Annotated in this window: 19 protein-coding genes and 1 riboswitch; of the genes, 11 read left to right on the top strand and 8 right to left on the bottom strand. The window is 67.9% G+C overall.

Annotated features, from left to right (window positions below):
- Nucleotides 1-155: 155 nt before the first annotated feature.
- Both ctaC and H1R19_RS14775 read left to right on the top strand, forming a co-directional pair.
- Nucleotides 156-1,265 (top strand): aa3-type cytochrome oxidase subunit II, encoded by a 1,110-nt coding sequence (gene ctaC, locus H1R19_RS14780; RefSeq protein ID WP_188327801.1) that lies wholly within the window; start codon nt 156-158, stop codon nt 1,263-1,265.
- Nucleotides 1,266-1,267: 2 nt separating this feature from the next.
- The gene (locus tag H1R19_RS14775; RefSeq protein ID WP_219849418.1) at nt 1,268-1,684 is read left to right on the top strand and encodes a cytochrome c oxidase subunit 4; all 417 of its coding nucleotides are present in this window, start codon (nt 1,268-1,270) and stop codon (nt 1,682-1,684) included.
- A 138-nt stretch (nt 1,685-1,822) separates the two neighbouring features.
- Here H1R19_RS14775 and H1R19_RS14770 read toward each other — a convergent pair whose 3' ends face one another.
- The 5 genes from H1R19_RS14770 to ctaE form a co-directional block, all read right to left on the bottom strand.
- A complete protein-coding gene (locus tag H1R19_RS14770) occupies nt 1,823-3,322 on the bottom strand; it encodes a bifunctional phosphatase PAP2/diacylglycerol kinase family protein (protein ID WP_372631539.1) in 1,500 nt (499 codons plus the stop codon).
- A gap of 153 nt (nt 3,323-3,475) precedes the next feature.
- Nucleotides 3,476-5,098 (bottom strand): cytochrome bc1 complex cytochrome b subunit, encoded by a 1,623-nt coding sequence (gene qcrB / locus H1R19_RS14765; protein ID WP_188327803.1) that lies wholly within the window; start codon nt 5,096-5,098, stop codon nt 3,476-3,478.
- Complete coding sequence (gene qcrA, locus H1R19_RS14760; protein ID WP_188327804.1) at nt 5,095-6,258, bottom strand: cytochrome bc1 complex Rieske iron-sulfur subunit; 1,164 nt, start codon at nt 6,256-6,258, stop codon at nt 5,095-5,097. Before qcrA ends, qcrB begins: the two co-directional genes overlap by 4 nt.
- The gene (qcrC, locus tag H1R19_RS14755) at nt 6,255-7,151 is read right to left on the bottom strand and encodes a cytochrome bc1 complex diheme cytochrome c subunit (protein WP_188327805.1); all 897 of its coding nucleotides are present in this window, start codon (nt 7,149-7,151) and stop codon (nt 6,255-6,257) included. The genes qcrA and qcrC overlap by 4 nt, the downstream gene beginning before the upstream one ends.
- Before the next feature lie 138 nt (nt 7,152-7,289).
- The gene (ctaE, locus tag H1R19_RS14750; RefSeq protein WP_188327806.1) at nt 7,290-7,901 is read right to left on the bottom strand and encodes an aa3-type cytochrome oxidase subunit III; all 612 of its coding nucleotides are present in this window, start codon (nt 7,899-7,901) and stop codon (nt 7,290-7,292) included.
- A 154-nt stretch (nt 7,902-8,055) separates the two neighbouring features.
- Between ctaE and H1R19_RS14745 the strand changes: the two genes are divergently transcribed.
- Complete coding sequence (locus H1R19_RS14745) at nt 8,056-8,541, top strand: hypothetical protein (RefSeq protein WP_219849417.1); 486 nt, start codon at nt 8,056-8,058, stop codon at nt 8,539-8,541.
- A 22-nt stretch (nt 8,542-8,563) separates the two neighbouring features.
- On the top strand, nt 8,564-9,634 hold the full coding sequence (trpD, locus tag H1R19_RS14740) for an anthranilate phosphoribosyltransferase (RefSeq protein WP_219849416.1): 1,071 nt from the start codon (nt 8,564-8,566) through the stop codon (nt 9,632-9,634).
- A 54-nt stretch (nt 9,635-9,688) separates the two neighbouring features.
- Here the strand turns inward: trpD and H1R19_RS14735 are convergent, their stop codons facing one another.
- Together H1R19_RS14735 and H1R19_RS14730 are read right to left on the bottom strand one after the other, a co-directional pair.
- Nucleotides 9,689-9,967 carry an Lrp/AsnC family transcriptional regulator gene (locus H1R19_RS14735; protein ID WP_058253073.1) on the bottom strand — a complete coding sequence of 93 codons (279 nt, stop codon included), beginning with the start codon at nt 9,965-9,967 and terminating at the stop codon, nt 9,689-9,691.
- The gene (locus H1R19_RS14730) at nt 9,964-11,781 is read right to left on the bottom strand and encodes a DEDD exonuclease domain-containing protein (protein ID WP_188327809.1); all 1,818 of its coding nucleotides are present in this window, start codon (nt 11,779-11,781) and stop codon (nt 9,964-9,966) included. The genes H1R19_RS14735 and H1R19_RS14730 overlap by 4 nt, the downstream gene beginning before the upstream one ends.
- Before the next feature lie 618 nt (nt 11,782-12,399).
- Nucleotides 12,400-12,629: riboswitch (cyclic di-AMP (ydaO/yuaA leader) on the top strand.
- A gap of 18 nt (nt 12,630-12,647) precedes the next feature.
- Here H1R19_RS14730 and H1R19_RS14725 point away from each other — a divergent pair.
- From H1R19_RS14725 to H1R19_RS14710, 4 genes are all read left to right on the top strand, one after another.
- Nucleotides 12,648-13,334: a C40 family peptidase gene (locus H1R19_RS14725; protein ID WP_188327810.1), complete on the top strand. Its 687-nt coding sequence runs from the start codon at nt 12,648-12,650 to the stop codon at nt 13,332-13,334.
- Nucleotides 13,335-13,612: 278 nt separating this feature from the next.
- Nucleotides 13,613-14,632 carry an NlpC/P60 family protein gene (locus H1R19_RS14720; RefSeq protein ID WP_219849415.1) on the top strand — a complete coding sequence of 340 codons (1,020 nt, stop codon included), beginning with the start codon at nt 13,613-13,615 and terminating at the stop codon, nt 14,630-14,632.
- A 7-nt stretch (nt 14,633-14,639) separates the two neighbouring features.
- Nucleotides 14,640-16,040, top strand: a complete 1,401-nt coding sequence (locus H1R19_RS14715) for a hypothetical protein (protein WP_219849414.1) — start codon at nt 14,640-14,642, stop codon at nt 16,038-16,040.
- The gene (locus tag H1R19_RS14710; protein WP_188327813.1) at nt 16,040-17,164 is read left to right on the top strand and encodes a glycosyltransferase family 4 protein; all 1,125 of its coding nucleotides are present in this window, start codon (nt 16,040-16,042) and stop codon (nt 17,162-17,164) included. Before H1R19_RS14715 ends, H1R19_RS14710 begins: the two co-directional genes overlap by 1 nt.
- A 39-nt stretch (nt 17,165-17,203) precedes the next feature.
- On the opposite strand, the gene H1R19_RS14705 is transcribed toward H1R19_RS14710, so the two are convergent.
- On the bottom strand, nt 17,204-19,012 hold the full coding sequence (locus H1R19_RS14705) for an AMP-dependent synthetase/ligase (RefSeq protein WP_188327814.1): 1,809 nt from the start codon (nt 19,010-19,012) through the stop codon (nt 17,204-17,206).
- 108 nt (nt 19,013-19,120) lie between these two features.
- Between H1R19_RS14705 and H1R19_RS14700 the strand changes: the two genes are divergently transcribed.
- The 3 genes from H1R19_RS14700 to H1R19_RS14690 are packed head-to-tail and all read left to right on the top strand — an operon-like array spanning nt 19,121 to nt 21,272.
- Nucleotides 19,121-19,555, top strand: coding sequence for a hypothetical protein (locus H1R19_RS14700; protein WP_188327815.1), 435 nt, complete (start codon nt 19,121-19,123; stop codon nt 19,553-19,555).
- Entirely contained in the window at nt 19,555-19,992 is a 438-nt protein-coding gene (locus tag H1R19_RS14695) for an SRPBCC family protein (RefSeq protein ID WP_188327816.1), read from the top strand. The genes H1R19_RS14700 and H1R19_RS14695 overlap by 1 nt, the downstream gene beginning before the upstream one ends.
- A 20-nt stretch (nt 19,993-20,012) precedes the next feature.
- The gene (locus tag H1R19_RS14690) at nt 20,013-21,272 is read left to right on the top strand and encodes an ArsA family ATPase (RefSeq protein WP_219849413.1); all 1,260 of its coding nucleotides are present in this window, start codon (nt 20,013-20,015) and stop codon (nt 21,270-21,272) included.
- The last annotated feature ends 252 nt before the right edge of the window (nt 21,273-21,524 follow it).

The following is a 21,524-nucleotide window of genomic DNA, read 5'->3' as shown; positions in this document are numbered from 1 at the left end:
GAATTGCCGTGTGCCCACGGCGGGTTCTTGCCCTTGCAGGTCATGTGGCATGCACTCACCTCGGCGCAAGGGCGCCGGTGAGCGAGCAGGAAGGCGTGAAATTGGCTCACGATGGACGGCCCCGAGCGCGGCGTGTCTCATCCGCGTCACGGACGATGAAGCGACTCGGATTTGTCGCCGCTCTCGGCCTCGGCGCACTGCTGATGTCGGGGTGCGACGCCGGCGCGGCGATGCGTTTCGGTTGGCCCGAGGGCATCACGCCCGAGGCCAAGAAGATGGTCGATCTGTGGACCTGGTCGGTCATCGCAGCTCTGGTCATGGGCATCCTGGTGTGGGCGCTGATATTCTGGACCATCACGTTCCACCGCGCGAATGACGCCAAGAAGGGCGTCTTCCCGCGGCAGACCGCGTACAACGTCCCCTTGGAGCTCACCTACACGGCGATCCCGTTCGTCATCATCGCGGTGCTCTTCTACTTCACCGTCATCGTGCAGAACGACGTCGAAGGCAAGACCGACGACTCGAAGGTCGTCGTCGATGTGACCGCGTTCCAGTGGAACTGGAAGTTCGGCTACAACAAGGTCGTCTTCTCCGACGGCACCGTCTACGACGGCTTCGAGGAGAACGGCAACCCGTTCGAGATCCAGGAACAGGTCGGTGGCTCCGGCCCCGCCGCGGAGACCGAGCACAGCGGTCCCAGCGATCACGGTGGCGAGCACGAAGAAGTGCCCCTGCCGGCCGGCGGCCGCGATGACGACATCCGCGACTACCTGAACTTCGACAAGATCGAGACCGTCGGAACATCCTCGGAGGTTCCGATCCTGGTCCTGCCGACCGGTAAGCGGATCGAGTTCAACATCGCCTCTGCCGACGTCATCCACTCGTTCTGGGTGCCGGAGTTCCTCTACAAGCGCGACGTCTTCCCGTTCCCGAAGCAGAACGCCAGCGACCCGATCTTCCAGTTCAGCTCGATCGATCGGACCGGCGCCTTCGTCGGGCGTTGCGCCGAGATGTGCGGCACCTACCACTCGATGATGAACTTCGAGGTCCGTGCGGTCACGCCGGAGGACTTCGACTCCTACATCCGGTTCCGCCAGGCGAACCCGACCGCGACCAACGCCGAGGCGCTCGCGTCCATCTGTCAGGTGCCCGAGTCGGTCAGCACGGTTCCGTTCGACACCCGACGTAATGCCGGCGGCACCGTCGGAGCCGAGGGCAACCGGGACGATCCGGTTCTGGCCAACTGCACCAAGAAAGTGAGCTGACGATGAAGATCGAGGCACGCCTCTTCGAGATGCTGACCGCCTTCTTCTTTCTGACGGGCGTCGCTTACACCCTGTTCACTGCCTTCACCAGCAAGGGCCTGGAGTGGGTCGGCGCGGTCGGGCTGTTCTTCGCAGCCGGACTGACGCTGATCGTGGGTACGTTCTTCCGGTTCGTCGCACGACGCGTCGAGATCCGTCCGGAAGACTACGAAGATGCCGAGATCGAGGACGGCGCAGGCGAACTGGGCTTCTTCAGCCCCCATTCGTGGTGGCCCATCCTGATCGCACTCGGCGCATCGACCTTCGCGGTCGGCTTCGCGACGGGCAACTTCTGGCTGGCGATCTTCGCCGCCGTGGCGATCATGGGCGCGGCCGCAGGGCTCGTCTTCGAGTACCACGTCGGACCCGAGAAGCACTGACCTCCACGGTCGCACGCAGCATCTCCAACAGCAACGACAAGCGCCCCACCGGATGTCCGGTGGGGCGCTTCTCGTCGTGATGAGGCCTGTGGTGATCCCGTGCTGTGGTGATCCCGTGCCGAGGTCGTCCCGTACGTGTCAGCGCCGTGCGGGACGGAGCGGCCGGTAGACCTTCAGTACGCGGTAGTCGACCCGGAACTCGGCGCTGGTGTAGGACTCCTCGACCTCGCCGTCGTGGGACACCGCGACCGGGCCGTCGACCGGCGTGAAACGGAACTCGGGCACCTGCATCTCGTGATAGAGCTTCGAGCGCTCGAGCCGGCCGGCGGCCAGCGACCCGAGGAGCCGCAGCGTGGCCCAGCGGTGGTTCGTCTCCAGGATGCGGACGTCGAGGAGTCCGTCGTCGAGCCGGACCCGGCGAGCGGGCAGGAAGCCGGTCGGCTGGTAGATCGAGTTGCCGACCAGGAACAGTGACGCGTCGATGACCCTGTCGCCGATGTCGACACGGACGTGCGGGTCTTTGCGGAGCACCTGGAACACCGCTGCCGCAGTGGCCAGCGGACGGCTGATGCGGCTCTGCAGCCGCCTCCGGATCCGGACGAAATGTGGGTGGGCACCGATGCTGGCAGTGTTCAGGATGAGGCGAGAATCGTTGAGCCACACCGCGTCGACCCGGGACGCCGAACCTGTGCGGATCGACTCGAGGGTGTGTTCGACCGTGCCGCACCCGATGTCGCGGGCGAAGTGGTTGAACGTGCCTGCCGGGAAAACAGCCAGCGGGACGTCGGCGGCGACCGCCGCGGCCGCCGCACACGCGACGGTGCCGTCACCGCCGGCGACACCGAGGATGTCCGCCCGTGAGGCGCTCTCGGCGAATTCGGCTGCCATGTCGGAGTGTTCGTCGAGTTCCACGATCTCCGCGTCGGGCAGCGCGTGCCGGATGGCGGCGACGACGCGGCGCCCGTGGCCGTCACCCGCCGCCGGATTCACCACGATGACCAGACCCGCGCCGTTCGGACGTGCCGGGGCGTCGACGATGCTGGGTGCGGCCAGCGACAGTGAGGGCTGGGCGATCGGCGGTATGACGCGGGCCCCGATTGTCGCGACCGCGGCACCGATGCCGAGGCCGGCGACCACGTCACCGGGATAGTGTGCGCCGGTGGCGACTCGGGAGAGTCCGACCAGACCTGCGAGCGCGGACAACACGAGGCCGGCGGGTGCGCTCTCGACCCCGACACCCACCGCGAAGGCGGCCGCACTCGCCGAATGTCCGGACGGCAGCGAGTTCGACGTCGGGCTGCGGTGCCCCTGCCGGGGCAGCGGGATGAGGCCGGAGGAGGGGCGGGGCCGGCGTCGAATCCGCTTGGCGCCCTGGTTGGTCACCACGCTGGTGACCGCGAGCGCGGCGAGACCCCGGGCAGCGCCTCGCTGCAGCGACGGATGTCCGGACACGGCGAGTCCCGCGGCGATGGCCATCCACAGCTTCGAATGATCAGCGGCCCGGGACAGCGGCGGCATCGTCGCATCGAGCAGCGGGCTCGGCGAGCGGGCGATCGTGTCGTAGATCTCGGCATCGAGAGTGCCCATCCCGCGGGTGATCTGGGACAGACCGGAACTTCTGGAACGTAACCGGCGCATGGTGTCCACCGTGCCACATCGGATGCGTGGCGGTGGGGGAGGGGAGATGCCGAGACGCTCGACATGGATCGGGGAACGAGACAGCGGGCCGTCGTGCACCGGAGTGGTGCTCGACGGCCCGCTGTGGGTCGTACGTGGAACCTCGCGAGTGTGTTACTCGCCGAAGGGGTTGCCGCCCTTGGCCTGCAGGTCGCGCAGGGCCTTGCGCTCCGCGGCCTCGAGCTCGTGCTCGAACTCCACGTGACGCAGCTGCTGCTCCGGCGGATCGGCGGTCAGGATCGAACCCGTACCCGGGGCGCCCGCAGAACCGAGCTTGTTCATCCGCTTCGGTAGTGCGACACCCTCGTAGGGGAGCGGGATCGGGTGACCGTGATCGTCGACCGGGCCGAGGGGCTGGTGCACCTCGATGTACTCACCCTGCGGCAGCCGCTTGATGATGCCGGTCTCGATGCCGTGTGCCAGGACCTCACGGTCGCTGCGCTGCAGCGAGAGTGCCCAACGGTAGGCGATGAAGTACACCAGCGGCGGCAGGATGATCAGTCCGATACGGCCGATCCACGTCGTCGCGTTCAGTGAAACGTGGAACTTGAACGCGATGATGTCGTTCATGCAGGCCAGCGTGAGCAGGATGTAGAACGAGAACGCCATCGCACCGATCGCCGTGCGCACCGGGGTGTCGCGCGGACGCTGCAGCAGGTTGTGATGAGCGTCATCGCCGGTGAGTCGCTTCTCGATCCACGGGTAGGCGAACATGACCGCGAACATGATGGTCATGATCAGCACGACCCAGTTGGACATCACCACCGTGTAGTTGCCCAGGTAGAGCTCCCACGCCGGGAACAGACGTATCAGTCCGTCTGTCCACATCATGTAGATGTCGGGCTGGGAACCCGCGGACACCTGCGCCGGGTTGTACGGGCCGATGTTCCAAACCGGGTTGATCTGGAAGACGCCGGCCATGATGGCCAGGACTCCGGTCACGAAGGCGAACATCGCGCCACCCTTGGCCGCGAACACCGGCATGATGCGGACGCCGACGACGTTCTTCTCGGTGCGGCCGGGGCCGGGGAACTGGGTGTGCTTCTGGTACCAGACGAGCGCGAGGTGCGCGCCGATCAGCGCCAGGATGATGCCCGGGAACAGCAGGATGTGGAGCACGTACAGACGCGGGATGATGATCTCGCCGGGGAAGTCCCCGCCGAACAGCGCCCAGTGAATCCAGGTGCCCACCACGGGGATACCGAGGACGATGCCACTCATCGCGGCGCGGACGCCGGTACCCGAGAGCAGGTCGTCGGGGAGCGAGTAGCCGAAGAAGCCCTCGAACATCGCCAGGATCAGCAGGAGGCAACCGATGATCCAGTTGGCCTCACGCGGACGTCGGAACGCACCGGTGAAGAAGATGCGTGCCATGTGGATGATGATCGACGCGGCGAACAGCAGCGCAGCCCAGTGGTGGATCTGGCGGACGAACAGACCGCCGCGGACCTCGAACGAGAGGTCCAGCGTGGTCTCGTACGCCTTGGTCATCATGACGCCGTTGAGCGGCTGATACGCGCCGTCGTAGACCACGCGGGCCATCGACGGATCGAAGAACAGCGACAGGTAGACACCCGAGATCAGCAGGATGATGAAGCTGTAGAGCGCGATCTCACCCAGCATGAACGACCAGTGGGTGGGGAACACCTTGTTGATCTGGCGGCGCATACCCGCGGCGAGGTGATACCGCGAGTCCATTTCCTCGGCCTGTGTGCCGAGACGGTCGGCGATGCTCATGACTTACGCTCCCAGAATGCCGGTCCGACGGGCTCGATGAAGTCGCCTGCGGCAACGAGGTAGCCCTCGCTGTTCACCGTGATCGGCAGCTGTGCCAGAGCACGGGCGGCCGGTCCGAAGATGGGCTTGGCGTACTCGAGGGCGTCGAACTGCGACTGGTGGCAGGGACACAGGATCCGGTTGCTCCGCTGCTCGTACAGCGATGCGGGGCATCCGAGGTGGCTGCAGACCTTGGTGTAGGCGAAGTAGTCACCGTAGTTGAAGCTCTCCTGCCCGGTGCGCTTGATGGCGCGGGCCGCGTCCTCGGGACGCAGACGGATGAGCATGACGGGGTTACGGACCTCGTGGAGGCCCTTCTCCAGCAGATGGCGGGAGTGCTCGGACTCACCGAAGCCGTCCGAACGACGCCACGGGAAGACGGTCTCCATGCCGCCGGCGTCGAGATCCTCCGGCCGGACCAGGGCGACCTGGAACGGGTTGCCGGTGTCGCGACGCAGGTAGATGGTCTCGTTCGGGTCGCTCTTGGGGTTGTAGATCGGCGACCAGCCCGAGTGCCACAGCGGTGAGTTCGGTCCCTCGGCCCACGGGTTCTTGATGAATCCGCCGAGGAAGGCGACCAGGCCGGTCACGGCGAAGGCGCCCAGACCGAATCCTGCCGAACCGATGATCATCTTGCGACGACCCAGGGTCGAGGTCTTGCCGGTGTCCTGCAGGAGACCGACGATCGTCTTCTTGTCGACCTCCGACGAACCGCCGTCGTGGCGGTCCTGGACCGAGATCTCGGCCGGGATGAACTTCTTGGTGATCAGGATCAGCGCGACGCCGATCGCGAACACCGAGAGTCCGAACGTGGCACCCAGCAACGGCGTGTTGAAGGTGTACCACCAGTAGTTCGGGTCGTCGGGAAGTGCGAACTCCCAGTGGTTGAACAGGAAGATGCCCAGGCAGGCGAGTGCGGCGACGCCGGCGATGGTGAACCAGACGGCCACCTGTCGCTCCGCGCGCTTCTCGGCCTTCGTGCCCGGCTCGGCGTACCGCTCCGAGCGGTGGATGATCTCGACGCCGTCGAGATTGGTGCCGAGTTTGACGAGCTCATCGGTGCTCATCTGGTCGAGTTCGTCCCGCGACGGGACGTCCCCGCTCTTCTCACTGCCGCTCATGCTCGAGATCCCATCCACATGGCGCCTGCGACGATGGCGATGACGCCGACGAACCACATCACCATTCCCTCACTGACCGGCCCGAAGCCGCCCAGTCCGAGTCCGCCGCTTGGCTTGGCCTCGGTCGCGTACTTGACGTAGGCGATGATGTCCTTCTTCTCTGCCGAATCGAGCTGCCGGTTGGAGAACTTGGGCATGTTCTGCGGACCGGTCAGCATCGCGGTGTAGATCTGTGACTCGCTGACACCGTCGAGGTTCGGTGCGTACTTGCCCGAGGACAAGGCGCCACCACGACCGGTGAAGTTGTGGCACGACGCGCAGTTCAGGCGGAACAGTTCACTGCCGCGTCCGATGCTGTCACCGCGCAAGGAGCCTTCGGAGACGTTGCCGTCGGCGTCACGCGGGGTCTTGGGACCGCCGCCTTCTGCCTGGATGAATGCGCCGAGCTGATCGATCTGCTCGGTGGTGAACTTCGCGGGCTTGCGCTGGGCCTGTGCCTCGCCACGTGCGGCCGGCATACGACCGGTCGAGACCTGGAAGTACACGGCGGCGTCGCCGACGCCGAGCAGGGCCGGACCGCGGTCGGTCACACCCTGCAGGTTGGCGCCGTGGCACGTGATGCACGAGGTCTCGTAGAGCTTGCGACCGTCGTTGATCATCGCGGCGTTGCTCTCGTCGGCAACCGCGACCTGGGGTTCGGGGGTCAGAACCGAGGCGAGCACACCGGCCATGACCAGACCGGCCAGCAACACGATGGTGCCACCGGCGCGTCGGCGAAGCTTGCGTCGTGCCTTGGCGCGGCGGCCGGCGTCACGTGCAGAGGAGTGTCGGGCCGATGCATCGGGTCCGACCTCGGTGCCGCTATCCGACGGACGCGGTGGAGATGAACTCATCTGTGACTCTCTACTAAGCGGGACGGACTGTTGTTCTAGAGCGAGCTGTGCTCTGTGGTTGTGGATCGAGCTTCGCTCTGTACTGCCGAATCGAGCTTCGCTCTGGTGGCTCCCCGCGGGGACCGCGGGGAGCCGGCTTCATCGGATGAAGTAGATCGTGACGAACAGTCCGATCCAGACGATGTCGACGAAATGCCAGTAGTAGGAGACAACGATTGCGGCGGTTGCCTGCGCCGGGGTGAACTTCGAGAGTTTGGTTCGGATGAGGAGGTAGACGAAGGCGATCAGGCCGCCGATGACGTGGAGGCCGTGGAAACCGGTCGTTATGTAGAAGACCGATCCATAGGCGCTCGACGACAGCGTCGTGCCGTGTCCGACGAGCACGGTGTACTCGTAGCCCTGCCCGAGGACGAAGATCGTGCCCATGATCAGGGTGATCACGTACCAGCGGCGAAGGCCGAAGACGTCGCCGCGTTCGGCGGCGAAGACGCCCATCTGGCAGGTCACCGACGAGAGAATCAGGATCGTCGTCACCGGTATGGCGAGGGCGAGATTCAACTCGGTCGGTGGCGGCGGCCATCCCACCGCGGAGTTGGCACGGGCGACGAAATACATCGCGAAGAGGCCAGCGAAGAACATGAGCTCACTGGACAGCCACACAATCGTGCCGACGCTGACCATGTTGGGCCGGTTCAGCGAGTGCACGCGCGAGGTTATGGCTGTTCCTGAGGTACCTACAGCGCTTGTCACAAGTGAAGTATGACGGTTCGTAGTAAGCGGTGGCCACCCGGGTCGGAAATTGGGGTGAAGTAATTCTCCCGCCCCAGGTCGGGGCACCAATCGGAGCCGCTCCGGCGTGTCCGCGGAGGTTCGTCTGCGGCGCTGTGATGGCTACGGTGTGTTCATGTCCAGTTCGTCCTCATCGGGTTCCCGGGATCTCAACGGACGCGTCGTCGCGCAGGGGCGCCTGGCCCGCCTTCGGTCACGTCTTCGGGGCGACCTGCAAGCGGGTCCGCTGTCGCTGACCGACGCCGTCGTGACGGTCGCGGGCTCCGACGACGACGCAGTGGCGAGTTCGGCGGCGCTCGACGCCTCGTCGTGGCGGTCGGAGGAGGAGGTCATCCTGCGGCATGACCTCGAGCTCCCGCACGGCCGTCTGGACGATGCTGTGGCGGTGGCCGCCCTCGACGGTTACGAGGTGATTTCCGACGAGCGGTGGGGGCCGGCGCCGGAGGCCTCCGCGGCCGGGTACGCGGTGGTGGTCGTGGCGCGTGTCCAGCGGCTCGACGCCATGCATCTGTCCCAGGAACGGTCACGGATGGCCAGCCTGGGATCCCGTCACGACGGCGTCGCGCGCAGCTGGGCCGTCCTTCAGCGTCCGCGTGGTTGAGCAGGCACTAGGCTCTCTGCGTGTGAGCACCGGACAATCCGACTTCAGCTGGCCGCAGATCCTCGGCAAGATCATCGATCGCCTCGACCTCAGTGTCGACGAGGCCGCGTGGGCGATGAACGAGATCATGACCGACAGCGCCACCGGAGCGCAGATCGCCGCCTTCGGCGTCGGGGTCAAGATGAAGGGCGCGGCGCCTGCCGAGCTCCTCGGTCTGTCGCGGGCGATGCTCGACCACGCCACCCTGGTCGACGTGAGCCGGCCGGCCGTCGACGTGGTCGGTACCGGCGGCGACCGGTCACACACCGTCAACATCTCGACGATGACCGCGATCGTGATCGCGGCCGCAGGCGTGGCGGTGGTCAAGCACGGGAACCGGGCGGCGTCGTCGAAGAGCGGTGGTGCCGATGTGCTGGAGGCGCTCGGGGTGGACATCACCCTCGACGCGGCCTCGGTGGCGCGGTGTGTCGAAGAGCTCGGGATCGGGTTCTGCTTCGCGCCGGTCTTCCACCCGGCGTTCCGTTTCACCGGACCGCCGCGCAAGGAGATCGGTATCCCGACGGTGTTCAACGTGCTGGGGCCGCTGACCAACCCGGCGAGGCCCTCGCGAGGGCTGATCGGATGCGCCTTCGCCGACCTCGCGCCCGTGCTGGCACGCGCCTTCGCCGAACGGGGCGGTTCGGCGCTGGTCGTGCGAGGCGACGACGGGCTCGACGAACTGACGACCACCACGACGTCCACGGTGTGGCAGATCGTCGGCGGGCAGGTGAACGAGCTCAGCGTCGACCCGACCGACCTGGGGATCGCCCGGGTGCAGCTCTCGGCCCTTCAGGGCGGCGATGCGGTGGCCAACGCGGCCATCGCCCGCGATCTGTTCGCCGGGACGACCGGACCTGTGCGCGACGCGGTCCTGTTGAACTCGGCGGGTGCGATCGTGGCGTTCGAGCAGCAGGCACCGATGAGCTCCACGGAGCTCACCGAGGCGCTGCGGGTGGCCAAGGAGCGCGCCGCGGATGCCATCGACACCGGTGCTGCGGCAACGTTGTTGGATCGGTGGGCAGCGCTCAGCACCCGACTGGCCTCGTCTCACTGACCGCCGGTACGCCCGGCGGTGATGCCGGGCGGTGCGTCGGACGGCGGCTCCCGGTCAGTTCTCGCCGATCGAGAAGCCGCCTTCGACGTCGGAGCTGGAGTAGCTGCGGAACGCGATGTGCGTGGCGCTCTTGAGTACACCCGGCAGCCGGTTGATCTGGCCCGTGACGACGGTGGCGATCTGTTCGTGGTCGCGCACCCTGATCTTCGCGATGAGGTCGACGTCGCCCGCGCAGGAGTACACCTCTTCGACCCCGGGGATGTCGGCGACGGCCTGAGCGGTCTCCGGGATCCGGTGGATGTCGGCCTGGATGAGGACGATGGCAGTGATCATGGCGCCAGCCTAGTGGCCGCCGCGTGCTGACTCGTCCGATGTGCCCGGTGTCCGTCTGCACGCGCGTCGTGCGCCGACCTGGACCAGCCGAGCCTGCGTTCGGCACATCCGACGGGCAGCGCGACCGGATCGCTCGTGGCGACGATCCGCGCTCCCGGCTCGGTCATCCACCGATAGATCAGGCCGACCTCCTCCGCCGGCGCGCCGCGCAGCGGCCCCGGCTGGGGGATCACGGTCTCGGCGGAGGCGATCAGGGCGTCGACGACGGGCATCGGGGACACGCCGCGCCGGGCGCGGCCCGCCGCCGCGAGGCGTCCGTGCCGGATCACCGCGAAGTGCCAGCCGCGTTCACCGTCGGACCGGGCGACCACGATCTCGGCGATCGAGCAGAGCGCGGCCAGGCGCTGACACCGCGCCAGTGCGTCGATGGTCAGGGCGAGGCGGTCACGGTGGCGGGCCGCGGTCTCGAACATGTGCGCCTCGGACAACTCGGCCAGGCGTGCGGTGAGGTCGTCGAGCAGTTCGTCGGTGTCGCCGCGCATGAGGCGCCGCGCCGCGGTGACCCGCGGTAGGTAGTCCGGGACCGTCTGCGCCTGGGTGGCTGCGGCATGGCACGCGCCGGGCAGGCGCGCGCCCTCGACCGTCGGGCACCAGTGGTAACCGTTGGCGCCCAACCGTTTTGTGCACGTCCGCAGACCGGCGGCCGCGGCGATGACGTCGGCGACGGTGGCGGCGTTGTTGCGGTTCCCGACCGGTCCGATCGACTCGTCGGTGGGGGTGCGGCTGACCTTGAGGCGAGGGAAGCGCTCCTCGGTCAGGGTCACCCACCAGCCCTTATTCGGCTGGGTGGACCGCCGGTTGTAGGCCGGGGCGTGGGCGCCGAGGAGTCGTAGTTCACGCACCGCCGCCTCGAGCGCGTGGGAACACTCGACGACGTCGACGCGCTCGGCGAGCAGCACCATCTCGGCGATGCGGCGGCGGGGATCGCCTCCGGTGAAGTAGGAGCGCACCCGGCGACGGAGGTCGACGGCGGTACCCACGTAGAGGACCTCGTTCGACGGACCGCGGAAGAGATAGACCCCGGGGCGGGCGGGAACGTGGTCGGCGAGGTGGCGCTTGGCGCGCAGCCGCGGGTTGGTGCGCGGCAAGTACGACGTCAGCTCGCCGACGGTGGCGATGCCCTGGTTGCCGACGCGTTCGAGCAGCCGGTGGAAGACCTCCACGGTGGCGCGTGCGTCGTCGAGGGCGCGGTGGGTGGGCCGGACGGAGACATCGAAGAGCTCGGCGAGTGCGCTCAGCTTCACCGTCGGCGTCTCCTCCCGCGACAGGATGCGCCGGGCCATGGTCACGGTGCACAGACTCAGGCTGAAGGTCCACGGCAGCTGCAGGCGGATCGCGTTCTGCCGGAGAAAACCCATGTCGAAGCGTGCGTTGTGGGCCACGAGTATCGAACCGCGCGCGAATTCGAAGAACGCCGGCAGCACCGATTCGATCCGCGGGGCGTCGGTGAGCATGGCCGTGGTGATCCCGGTGAGGGTGACGATCTGGGGCGGGATCGGCCGGCCGGGGTCGACCAGGGTGGCGAACTCGCCGATCACCTCGCCGCCGCGGATCTTGACCGCGCCGATCTCGGTGATGCGATCGCGGGCCGGGTCGGAGCCGGTGGTCTCGAGGTCGACGACCACCAGGGTCGTGTCGAAGAGCGAACGGTCGCTGAACTCGTTCGGCGAGGCGTTCCCTTCCGCGGCGTGGTCGGCGGCCTCGAGGTCGGCGAAGGTCAACTGCCCGCCGGAGCCGTCGACGCTGGTGTCCATCACCTGGCGAACATTAGTTCGATGCACCGACACGGCGGCCGCGACGCACCGCGACGAGGTGCTTGTGGCTTGTGTGACAGATGTTGCGAACTCTGTTCGAGCGAACTTGTCGGTGGGGGGACCTAATCTCCACCTCGACGTGAGAGACGAGGCAAATCCTCACGATCGACCCGCCCGACACGGGGCCGACGCGGCCCCGGCCGCGAGATGAGATGGAGATCACACCATGTATGTCGACTGCGCCAGCTGCCCGGCCCGTCCCGTCGCCTGTGACGGGTGCATGATGACGGTGCTTTTTGGCGGCCCGAGCTGGGACGATGTGCCCGGCGAAGGTGGAGCTCCGGTAACGGCGGGGGCCGCCGGCGCCGATGCTGAGCTCGACCTCGCAATCGATGTTTTCCACGCGGCTGCAATGGTCACCAGTGGTGCTGCACGATCTGCAAGGTCCGGTAAAACCGCAGCTCAGAGCATGGATCGGATGGCATCGGTGACGGTCCTGCGTGCAGGCTGAGAAATGCGTGGGGTTTGAGTGTCCGTCGCCTAGTGGACAGGGCGCCCACGATTTCGTAACCTTTCTGAGACATTCGCGGAGCGTCCCGCTTCAACAGAAGTGGTCCGCAGAAGTCACCGCTCAATCGCCCTCGTGGCGAACCGGGGAACCACAACCTTCGGGCAGGGTCATCGGGCGCGTCAGCATTGACGCTCCCGGCCGACACTGCGCCGAATCGGGGTGAATCGCGTTATCACGCATGCGTGTCCTGTGGATACGTCGTGCGCGAAACACGTGTAGGGCCACTCTTCCGGCCCGAACCCGACAGCTAACTCGGTCGGCGGTAGAGGAAGATTTTTGAAGGAGAACACGCTTCGTGGCCAAACATCGTTTGGAACAGCCCAATCGTGGGAGCACGGTTGCAAAGAAGGCGGTGATCGCCGGATCGATCACGCTCGGTTCGCTCGCCGCTGCTGCCGGTCCGGCTCTGGCCGCCCCGGTCCACACCCCGCTCGGCACCTTCGAGATCCCGGCCCTGCCCGGTGAGAAGAAGGGCCCGGAGGTCAAGCCCTCCCCCAAGGCCAAGCCTGTCAAGAAGTCGCCCGCGGCCACGGTCGAGATCCCGAACCTGGGTCAGTTCACCGTGCCGGGCATCGCGCCGGAGCAGATTCCCCAGCAGTTCCGTCCGGGCGGCGGCGGTGGCTTCGTGCAGCCGCAGATGACCACCGGACAGAAGGCCGTCAAGGCCGCGGAGAGCAAGATCGGCTCGCCGTACTCCTACGGTTCGGCCGGCCCGAACGCATTCGACTGCTCGGGCCTGGTCTACTGGTCCTACAAGCAGGCCGGAAAGACCATTCCGCGTGACAGCTACGGACAGCTCGGCGGTGGTCGTTCGGTGTCCTACAGCGAGGCGCAGCCCGGCGACGTCATGATCTTCAACGGTGGCGGTCACGCCGGCATCTACGTCGGCAACGGCCAGTTCGTCCACTCGTCCACCTACGGCACCCCGGTGAAGCGGGACGCCGTCAAGGAGTGGACGCTCACCGGCATCCGCCGCTACTGAGTCCAACTGAACCGCTGTCGCTACTGAGACCAACTGAACACACGAGCAGTAGGAGAGGGCGGATCGCGCGAGGTGCGGTCCGCCCGATCCAGTCCTCGGGACCTGTCGTCGGACCTAGTGTGGTCCGGAGTCGCCGGAGCACGCCGGGGAGGCGTGAGCCGGGGGAGTCTCCGACGAGAGTTCCTCGGGGACGAGCCAGCAGAGGAGTGAGTGAGACCGTGGTTTTCGGGGAGGGGCGGACTCGAGCAGCTGGTCCGCGCACGCGATCGGGTCCGCTGATGATCGCCGTCTGCGTGTTGTCGGCACTCGCGACCGTCATCGCCCCGGCGACCGGCGGGGTGGGCGATGCGCGCGCCGTACCCGCACGGACGGCCGATCAGTTGCTCGACCGCTACAAGCAACTGGGCATCGACGCGGAGAAGACCACCGAGGCGATGCACGACGCGAAGATCGAATACGACAAGCAGCGCGGGATCGTTCTGTCGGCCAAGAAGGCCGCGGCGATCGCCCAGCAGAAGCTCGACGCCAGCCGTGCCCAGCTCGCGGTGCACCAGTCCCGGGTCGACGCCATCGTGCGGGCCAGCTACCAGGGTGCGCGCGTGAGCGGTCTGTACGCGGTGATGGTGAGTGACTCACCCCAGGCGCTCCTCGACCAGATGTCCGGCCTGGACATGATCTCCCGCCAGGCGGCGTCGGATCTCTCGGCGATCAAGAAGGTCCGGGCCCGCACGGCCGTCGCCAAGAAGGACGCAGACCAGACCGCCCTGGCGGCCTCGGAGGCCGTGTCCCGTGCCGAACGCGTCCGCGGTGATCTGCAGACCAAGCAGGCCGACCTACAACTCCAGGCCATCCAGATCCGTGCGATCTACGAGTCGATGACCGGCAAGCAACTCGCCGCACTGCGCGGGCCCACTTTCGACTTCGATCCCCGTCTGGTCCCCCGGGGCACCGCTCCCGCACTCATCGCTGTGCAGGCCGCGCTGACAAAGATCGGCGCGCCGTACGTATGGGGAGCCACCGGACCGCAGTCGTTCGACTGCTCGGGACTGATGGTGTGGGCCTTCGCGCGGGCCGGAAAGACCTTGCCGCGGTCGAGTCAGGCGCAGCTGGCCGGTGGCCAACCGGTCGAGCGCAAGGACCTCAAACCCGGTGACCTGATCATCTACTACCCGGACGCCCATCACGTCGGCATGTACGTCGGTGAGGGTTACGTCATCCATGCGTCGACCTTCGGTGTCCCGGTGAAGGTCGTCCCGCTCGACGAGGCCGGACCGTACAACTCGGCCCGTCGGTTCTAACGCGCCGGTGGTCTTCCTGCGCGGGCGGCTGTGCCCGACCCTGGCGGCGCTCGCCCTGGTCGCCGGAGCCGCCACCGGATGCGGCACCGCAGGTTCACCGGCCGAGCGGGGACCGGATTCCGGGGCGACCTCGACGGTGAGCACCGCGACCAACGTCTACGAGCAGGACCGTGCGGCCGGGGTGACACGACTGCTCGACTCACTCGGCACCGCGATCACCGCCGGCGACGTGACCGCGATCGGCGGCCTGTTCGACGCCGCCGCGTCGCCGCAGTTCAAGAACCGGTTCGTCACCGCCGCCGCCACGTTCCGGCCGGCCGAGTTCGAACGTCGGAGCGGTCGGGGCGCCGAGCTGCGCTTCGCGCGGTTCGACTATCAGCTCGCTCCCACCGAGGAGGCCGAGAAGCTCGTGCCCGGCGAGCTCCAGCAGGTCCTCGACGCCGGGGGCAGCTCGGACTCGTGGGTGGCTCCGGTGGAGTTGCGTTACGCGCTCGGCGGCGCGACCTCACCCGGCATCGCCGAACCCGAGGTGGTGGCCGGTACCGAGTTCATCGTCTCCCGACATGGGGAGGACTGGCAGCTCGTCGGCGACTCCGCAGCTCTGGGCGGAGACCCGTCGGCCACGCAGATGTGGGAGCTGCCCGGCCTGATGGCCGTCGATGTCGCGACCGCGGGCGGCACCTCGGTCGTCGCGTCCTATCCCGACACCACCAAGACCGTCGTCGATCTGCGCCGCCTGTTGCCGGATGCCGTGGACGCGGTCAGCGCGTTCTGGGGCGACACCTGGGATCGTCGGGCCGTGGTGGTCGCCACCGCGACGGACCCGCAGTTCGATGCACTCGTGCCCGCGGGTCCCGCCGTGACCGGGAGGGCCGCGGCCGCATCGGTCTACAGCCGGGTCGACCATCCGCAGCGCACGGCGGTGGGGCAGCGGATCGTGTTCACCCCGGCGGCCCTCGGTCTCGCCGCCCCGACGCTCGGCGTCGTGCTGCGTCATGAACTCACCCACATCGCGGCCCGTGTCGACACCGCCGTCGGTGCGCCGCTGTGGATCACCGAGGGCGTGCCCGAGTACGTGGGCCGCAAGGGCACGTACACCCGACTCGCCGACGCCGCACCGGATCTGGCCGAGGCGGTCCGCTCCGGCTCCGCCCCGATCGACCTACCCGCCGACGCAGAGTTCGCGATGGACGGTCAGACTTCACTGGTGGCATATCAGAGCTCCTGGTCGTTGGCCGCCTACGTCGCGGACCGGTTCGGTGAGGCACGGCTGAAGAAGCTGTACGTCGGCGTGGCGGCGTCGCCGGAGGCGGCGCGACAGGACGCCGCGATCTCCGGTGCGCTCGGCGTCGACCGCAAGCAGCTGCTCACCGGATGGCGTGGATGGCTCGACGGCCAGGTGCGTTGATGTCGCGAACCCTGTTGATCACCAATGACTTTCCGCCGCGGCCGGGTGGTATCCAGTCCTACCTGCAGAACCTGGTGGAGCGGTTGCCCGCCGACGACATCGTGGTCTACGCACCGCGGTGGCGCGGCGACTCGCATGACGAGTTCGACGCCGCCGCCGCGTATCGGGTGTACCGCCACCCGACCACGCTGATGCTGCCGACACCGTTCGTCGCCCGCCGCGCCGCCGACATCGTGCGCCGTGAGGACATCTCGACCGTGTGGTTCGGGGCGGCCGCACCGCTGGCGGTGCTGGCCCCGGCGATGCGTCGGGCCGGTGCGGAGCGCGTGATCGCGAGCACCCATGGGCACGAGGTGGGCTGGTCGATGCTGCCGGTGGCGCGTCAGGTCCTGAACCACATCGGACGCAACACCGATGTCATCACCTTCGTGAGCCGCTACACCCGAGGTCGTTTCGCCTCGGCATTCGGTGCCCATGCGTCCCTGGAGTACCTGCCGCCCGGCGTCGACACCGACCGTTTCCGGCCCGACCCGGCCGCGCGTCGACAGTTCCGGGAACGCCACGAGCTGGGGGAGAGCCCGACGATCCTGTGCCTGTCGCGGCTGGTGCCGCGCAAGGGGCAGGATGTATTGATCCGTGCGCTACCGCTGATCCGGCGCACGGTACCCGACGCCACCCTGGTGATCGTCGGCGGCGGACCGTACGCGGAGACCCTGCACGATCTCGCCGCCGAATCGGGGGTGCAGGACAGCGTGATCTTCACCGGGTCGGTTCCCGCCGAGGAACTCGCGGCGTACCACAACGTCGCCGACGTGTTCGCGATGCCGGCACGGACGCGCGGCGGCGGGCTCGACGTCGAAGGGCTGGGCATCGTCTACCTCGAGGCATCGGCAACGGGAGTCCCGGTCGTCGCCGGGTTGTCCGGCGGAGCGCCTGAGACCATCGTGGAGGGCGTCACCGGCACCGCCGTCGACGGTACCGATGTCGACGCGGTCGCCATGGCCATCCTCTCGATCCTCGGCGATCGCGAGGCGGCAGCCGAGATGGGCCGGGCGGGAAGACGATACGTGGTCGAGAACTGGCAGTGGAGTCAGATGGCGGCCCGCCTGCGCCAGTTGCTGTAGAGGCAACCGGCGCGGCGAGCCGACGGTACCGCCGGGCGGTCACCGCTCGTAGATCGCCTCGATGTCGCCCGCGAACTTCTCCACGACCACGTTGCGCTTGACCTTGAGGGTCGGCGTCATCTCGCCGGTCTCCTCGGTGAAGTCCGCTGACAGGATGCGGAACTTCTTGATGCCTTCGGCACCCGACACCGTCTTGTTGGCCAGATCGATGGCCGACTGGACCTCGGCGAGCAGCTCGGCGTCGTCGAGGAGATCGGCGACCGATGCCGACGCGGGTTTGCTGTTGCGCTCCTTCCACGCCGGGAAGGCCTCCTGGTCGATCGTGATCAACGCGGCCACGAACGGCTTGGCGTCGCCGACGACCGTCGCCTGCGAGATCAGGACGTTGGCGCGGATGACGTCTTCGAGGCCGGCGGGGGAGACGTTCTTGCCGCCCGCGGTGACGATCAGCTCCTTCTTGCGGCCGGTGATCGTGATGAACCCCTCGGAGTCGACGGTGCCGAGGTCGCCGGTGTGGAACCAGCCGTCGACGACGGAGGCGGCGGTGGCCTCGGGGTTCTGCCAGTACTCGGCGAACACGACGCCGCCGCTCAGCAGGACCTCCCCGTCGTCTCCGATGCGAACGGCGTTGCCCGCCAGCGGCTTTCCGACCGTACCGATCTTCGAGGCCGACGGCGTGTTCACGCTGAACGCCGCCGTGGTCTCGGTGAGTCCGTAGCCCTCGTACACCGGCACGCCGATACCGGAGAAGAAATGGCCAAGGCGCGCGCCGAGCGGTGCGCCGCCCGAGATCGCCATCTGGCACTCCCCGCCGAGAGCGTCCCTGAGCTTCTTGTAGACCAGGGCGTCGAACAGCGCGTGCCTGAGCTTCAGGCGGAGGCCGACCTGACCCTGTTCGCGGGCCTGAGAGTAGGCGATGGCGGTGTCGGCCGCGGCGTCGAAGATCTTGCCCTTGCCGCCGTCGTGCGCCTTCTGGCGTGCGGTGTTGTACACCTTCTCGAACACGCGGGGCACCGACAGGATGAGCGACGGCTTGAAGACCGCGAATTCGTCCACCAGATGGGCGATGTCGCTGGTGTGCCCGACCTCCGCGCCGGCCTCGATGGCGACGAGCGTGATCGCGCGGGCGAGCACGTGGGCCAGCGGGAGGAACATCAGCAGGCGCTTCTCGTCGCGCTTGATGAGTTCGTCGAGGATGTCGCCTTCGAGGACGGCGCGCACCTCGGAGAGCATGTTCGCGTGGGTGAGTTCGCAACCCTTGGGGCGGCCGGTGGTGCCCGAGGTGTAGATCAGGGTCGCCGGATCGGCGGACCCCACGGTGGCGCGGCGTTTGGCGACCTCGTCGTCGTGCACGTCGGCGCCGGCGGCACCGAGTTCGTCGACGGCGCCCGGGCCGTCGGTGCGGTCGATCTGGAACACGGTGACGGGTGCGGTGAGCGAGTCGATGGACTCGAAGGCGGCGCGATGGGCGTCGTCCTCGAGGATGATCGCCACGGCGCCGGAATCGCGCATGATCCACTCGATCTGGCCGGCCGAGGAGGAATCGTAGATCGGCACGGTGATCGCGCCCGCCGACCAGATCGCGAAGTCGAAGAGGTTCCATTCGAGGCGGGTTCGCGACAGCAGGGCCACGCGGTCGCCGGGGTTGACGCCCGAGGCGATCAGTCCCTTGGCGAGCGCGGAGATGCGGGCGGCGGCGTCGGCCGCGGTGACAGGCTCCCACCGGTCACCCTGCTTGTGCCGGAAGACGATGTGCTGCGGAGATCGCTGTGCCCGGTCGAAGATGATGTTCGTGCAGTTCTCGTCGTCGGCGATCGAGAACTTCGCGGGCACGCGGTACTCGCTCATCGTGGTTACCCTCCAGTAGACAACAATGAGCAAATCGTATCCCCGTGGCCGGATCGGCCTGTTCGCGACGTCGGTTTCGGGTGCACTACCCTGCGTCGACACGAGTATGTGAAGCTAGTGGGCGTGACGAGCATCCAGGTGGCAGACGAGGTATTCGTCGCCGCGGCACCACCGCTGGCCGCCGCCGTGATCGGCGACCCGGCCCGCTGGCGTAGATGGTGGCCCGACCTCCGACTGGCGGTCACCGAGGACCGCGGGGAGCAGGGGATTCGCTGGCAGGTGGGCGGCCCGGTGACGGGAACGATGGAGATCTGGAACGAGGCCGTCCTCGACGGTTTCGTCCTGCACTACTTCCTGCACGCCGAACCGACCCGCGCCCTGCCCGACGACCCGCGTGCCCGCGCCGACGCGTTGGCCTCAGAGAACAAGCAGCGCCGGGTGGCGGGCAAGGAGATGTCGTTCGAGTGCAAGCGCATCCTCGAGGACGGGCGCGGTGTGGGTGGGCCCGCGGTGGGGTCCCCGGCCGGGTCCGGGGTGGCCTGATGGCCGACCACACCGAACGCGACATCGTCATCGGTGCCGACGCCGGCGACATCCTCGCCGTCATCGCCGATTTCGAGCACTACCCCGACTGGGTGACCTCGGCGCGGGAGGTCGAGGTGCTGCGCACCGACGACGCCGGCCGGGCCCTGGAAGTACGGTTCGTGCTCGACGCGGGCGTCCTGCAGGACACCTATGTGCTTGCCTACGACTGGGATCCGAACGCGACCGAGGTGTCCTGGCATCTGGTCTCGAGTGACCTGCAGAAGGATCAGCGCGGGCGCTATGTACTCACCCAGCAGGTGCCGGGGTCGACCAAGGTGACCTACGAGCTGATGGTGGATCTGCAGGTGCCCATGATCGGACAGCTCAAGCGCCGTGCGGAGAAGGCCATCACCGACGCCGCGCTGCTCGACCTGAAGAAGAGGGTCGAAGGCTGATCGATCTCACACCTGTTCACGTGGTGCTCGGTCCCGGTGGTTCCGGCGTCTCCGCGGTCGCCGCCGCTGGCGCGACCCAACGGCCGCGCACGCCACGGGATTCCCGACAGCGCTCCGGTACCCCGATCGCCGGGGCCGAGCCGCACACCCTGCTGATCACCGTCGACCGCTGGTCCCCCGTGCCCGACTGGGCACGGGTCTACCGACAGCCCGGCGAACCCGTCGCGGTGTCGAAATCCCTCCACCTGCTGACCCTGGATCGGCTCGATCTGACCGAACGCACCTGGTCGTCGTTCGTGGACGTCCTCGCGCACACGGTCAGCCACAGCAAGGCGATGCTGCCCGGTGTCGGCACCCTCGCCGCGATCGATGCCGCCGAACTGACGTCGTTGCCGGGCATCGACGACTTCCTGCTCCTGCGCCGCATCCGCGACGAGGCGACGAGTGGCCAGTGGCAGCGGATCATCGTCGACTGTTCGGGGTGCGGCGACCCGATGCAGTTCCTGCGCGGCGGATCGGTGCTGAGCCAGGCGCTCAACCGGTTCTGGCCGCGGCACCGGAGACTCGCGATGGCCGCCGAACGGCCCGTCATCGCGCAGCTGACGGCCGCCGTCGACGCCATCGACCGCGACTGCCTCGACATCGCCGAGCTGTTCGCCGATCCCCACGCGGTGGCCGTGCACCTGGTGCTGGCCGCCGATGACCGCACCCGCAGGCTGTCGGAGCAATACCTCGCGGGTGCCGACCTCATGGGTCTGCCGTTGGCCTCGGTCCAGGTGAACGCCGGCGTCGGTTCGGAATCGCCCACCGAACTCGTCGAACTGGTCCGCGCCCAGCTCGACACCGCCGATGCGTGCGGATCGGTGCCGGTGGAGCTGGTCGGCCGGTCCGCCGACACCATCGATCGCATGGCTCGACTGCGCAAGCTGGCGGTGACGTTGCCTGCCCCGCACGGGATGCCGCGCGGTTCCGCTGCGGCGCGGATCGAGGCGATGGTCGACGAGGACGCGGCCGACGACACGGCCGGGACCACCGACACGGCACGGGCCGAACCGGGTGGTCCTGCCTACCGGCTGTCCTGGCCGCAGCGACTGCCCGACCCCGACTCCCTGGCCCTGGGCCGCAGCGGTGACGACCTGCTGGTGACGATCTCCGGGTTCCGTCATCCGGTACGACTGCCGTCGGTGTTGCGACGCTGCACGGTGGTCGATGCCGACTGGGACGGTGAGCGGCTGAGCATCGGGTTCGTCCCCGACCCGGCGGTGTGGCCTCAGCGGTGACGTCCTGGCAGTCCGGGGGGCGATGACAGGGCCCGGGGACCGGTGGGCAACGACGAGGTGGTCGACAGCGGTGGAACGGTGCCGCCGCGACGGGGTACGTTCGAAGACCGCACGCCGCAGGCGCCGCGGTACGGTGCGCTGAGGCCCGACCGAGCGCGATGGTCGGCATGACCGGGTCACGACGATCTGGGCACGACGATCTGGGCACGACGACTGGCACGACGCTGTGGGCACGACGGCGGCCGAAGGGGG

Origin of the sequence: Gordonia jinghuaiqii, from assembly GCF_014041935.1 — a bacterium.
In the GTDB taxonomy this organism is placed as follows: Bacteria; Actinomycetota; Actinomycetes; order Mycobacteriales; family Mycobacteriaceae; genus Gordonia; species Gordonia jinghuaiqii.
Note: the sequence above shows the minus strand (reverse complement) of the source record. Positions and strands in the feature narration are given on the sequence as shown.

Coding starts and splice junctions, on each gene's coding strand:
- ctaC (WP_188327801.1), top strand. CDS start 156: ATGAAGCGACTCGGATTTGTCGCCGCTCTCGGCCTCGGCGCACTGCTG.
- H1R19_RS14775 (WP_219849418.1), top strand. CDS start 1,268: ATGAAGATCGAGGCACGCCTCTTCGAGATGCTGACCGCCTTCTTCTTT.
- H1R19_RS14770 (WP_372631539.1), bottom strand. CDS start 3,322: ATGCGCCGGTTACGTTCCAGAAGTTCCGGTCTGTCCCAGATCACCCGC.
- qcrB (WP_188327803.1), bottom strand. CDS start 5,098: ATGAGCATCGCCGACCGTCTCGGCACACAGGCCGAGGAAATGGACTCG.
- qcrA (WP_188327804.1), bottom strand. CDS start 6,258: ATGAGCGGCAGTGAGAAGAGCGGGGACGTCCCGTCGCGGGACGAACTC.
- qcrC (WP_188327805.1), bottom strand. CDS start 7,151: ATGAGTTCATCTCCACCGCGTCCGTCGGATAGCGGCACCGAGGTCGGA.
- H1R19_RS14745 (WP_219849417.1), top strand. CDS start 8,056: ATGTCCAGTTCGTCCTCATCGGGTTCCCGGGATCTCAACGGACGCGTC.
- H1R19_RS14735 (WP_058253073.1), bottom strand. CDS start 9,967: ATGATCACTGCCATCGTCCTCATCCAGGCCGACATCCACCGGATCCCG.
- H1R19_RS14730 (WP_188327809.1), bottom strand. CDS start 11,781: ATGGACACCAGCGTCGACGGCTCCGGCGGGCAGTTGACCTTCGCCGAC.
- H1R19_RS14720 (WP_219849415.1), top strand. CDS start 13,613: ATGATCGCCGTCTGCGTGTTGTCGGCACTCGCGACCGTCATCGCCCCG.
- H1R19_RS14710 (WP_188327813.1), top strand. CDS start 16,040: ATGTCGCGAACCCTGTTGATCACCAATGACTTTCCGCCGCGGCCGGGT.
- H1R19_RS14705 (WP_188327814.1), bottom strand. CDS start 19,012: ATGAGCGAGTACCGCGTGCCCGCGAAGTTCTCGATCGCCGACGACGAG.
- H1R19_RS14695 (WP_188327816.1), top strand. CDS start 19,555: ATGGCCGACCACACCGAACGCGACATCGTCATCGGTGCCGACGCCGGC.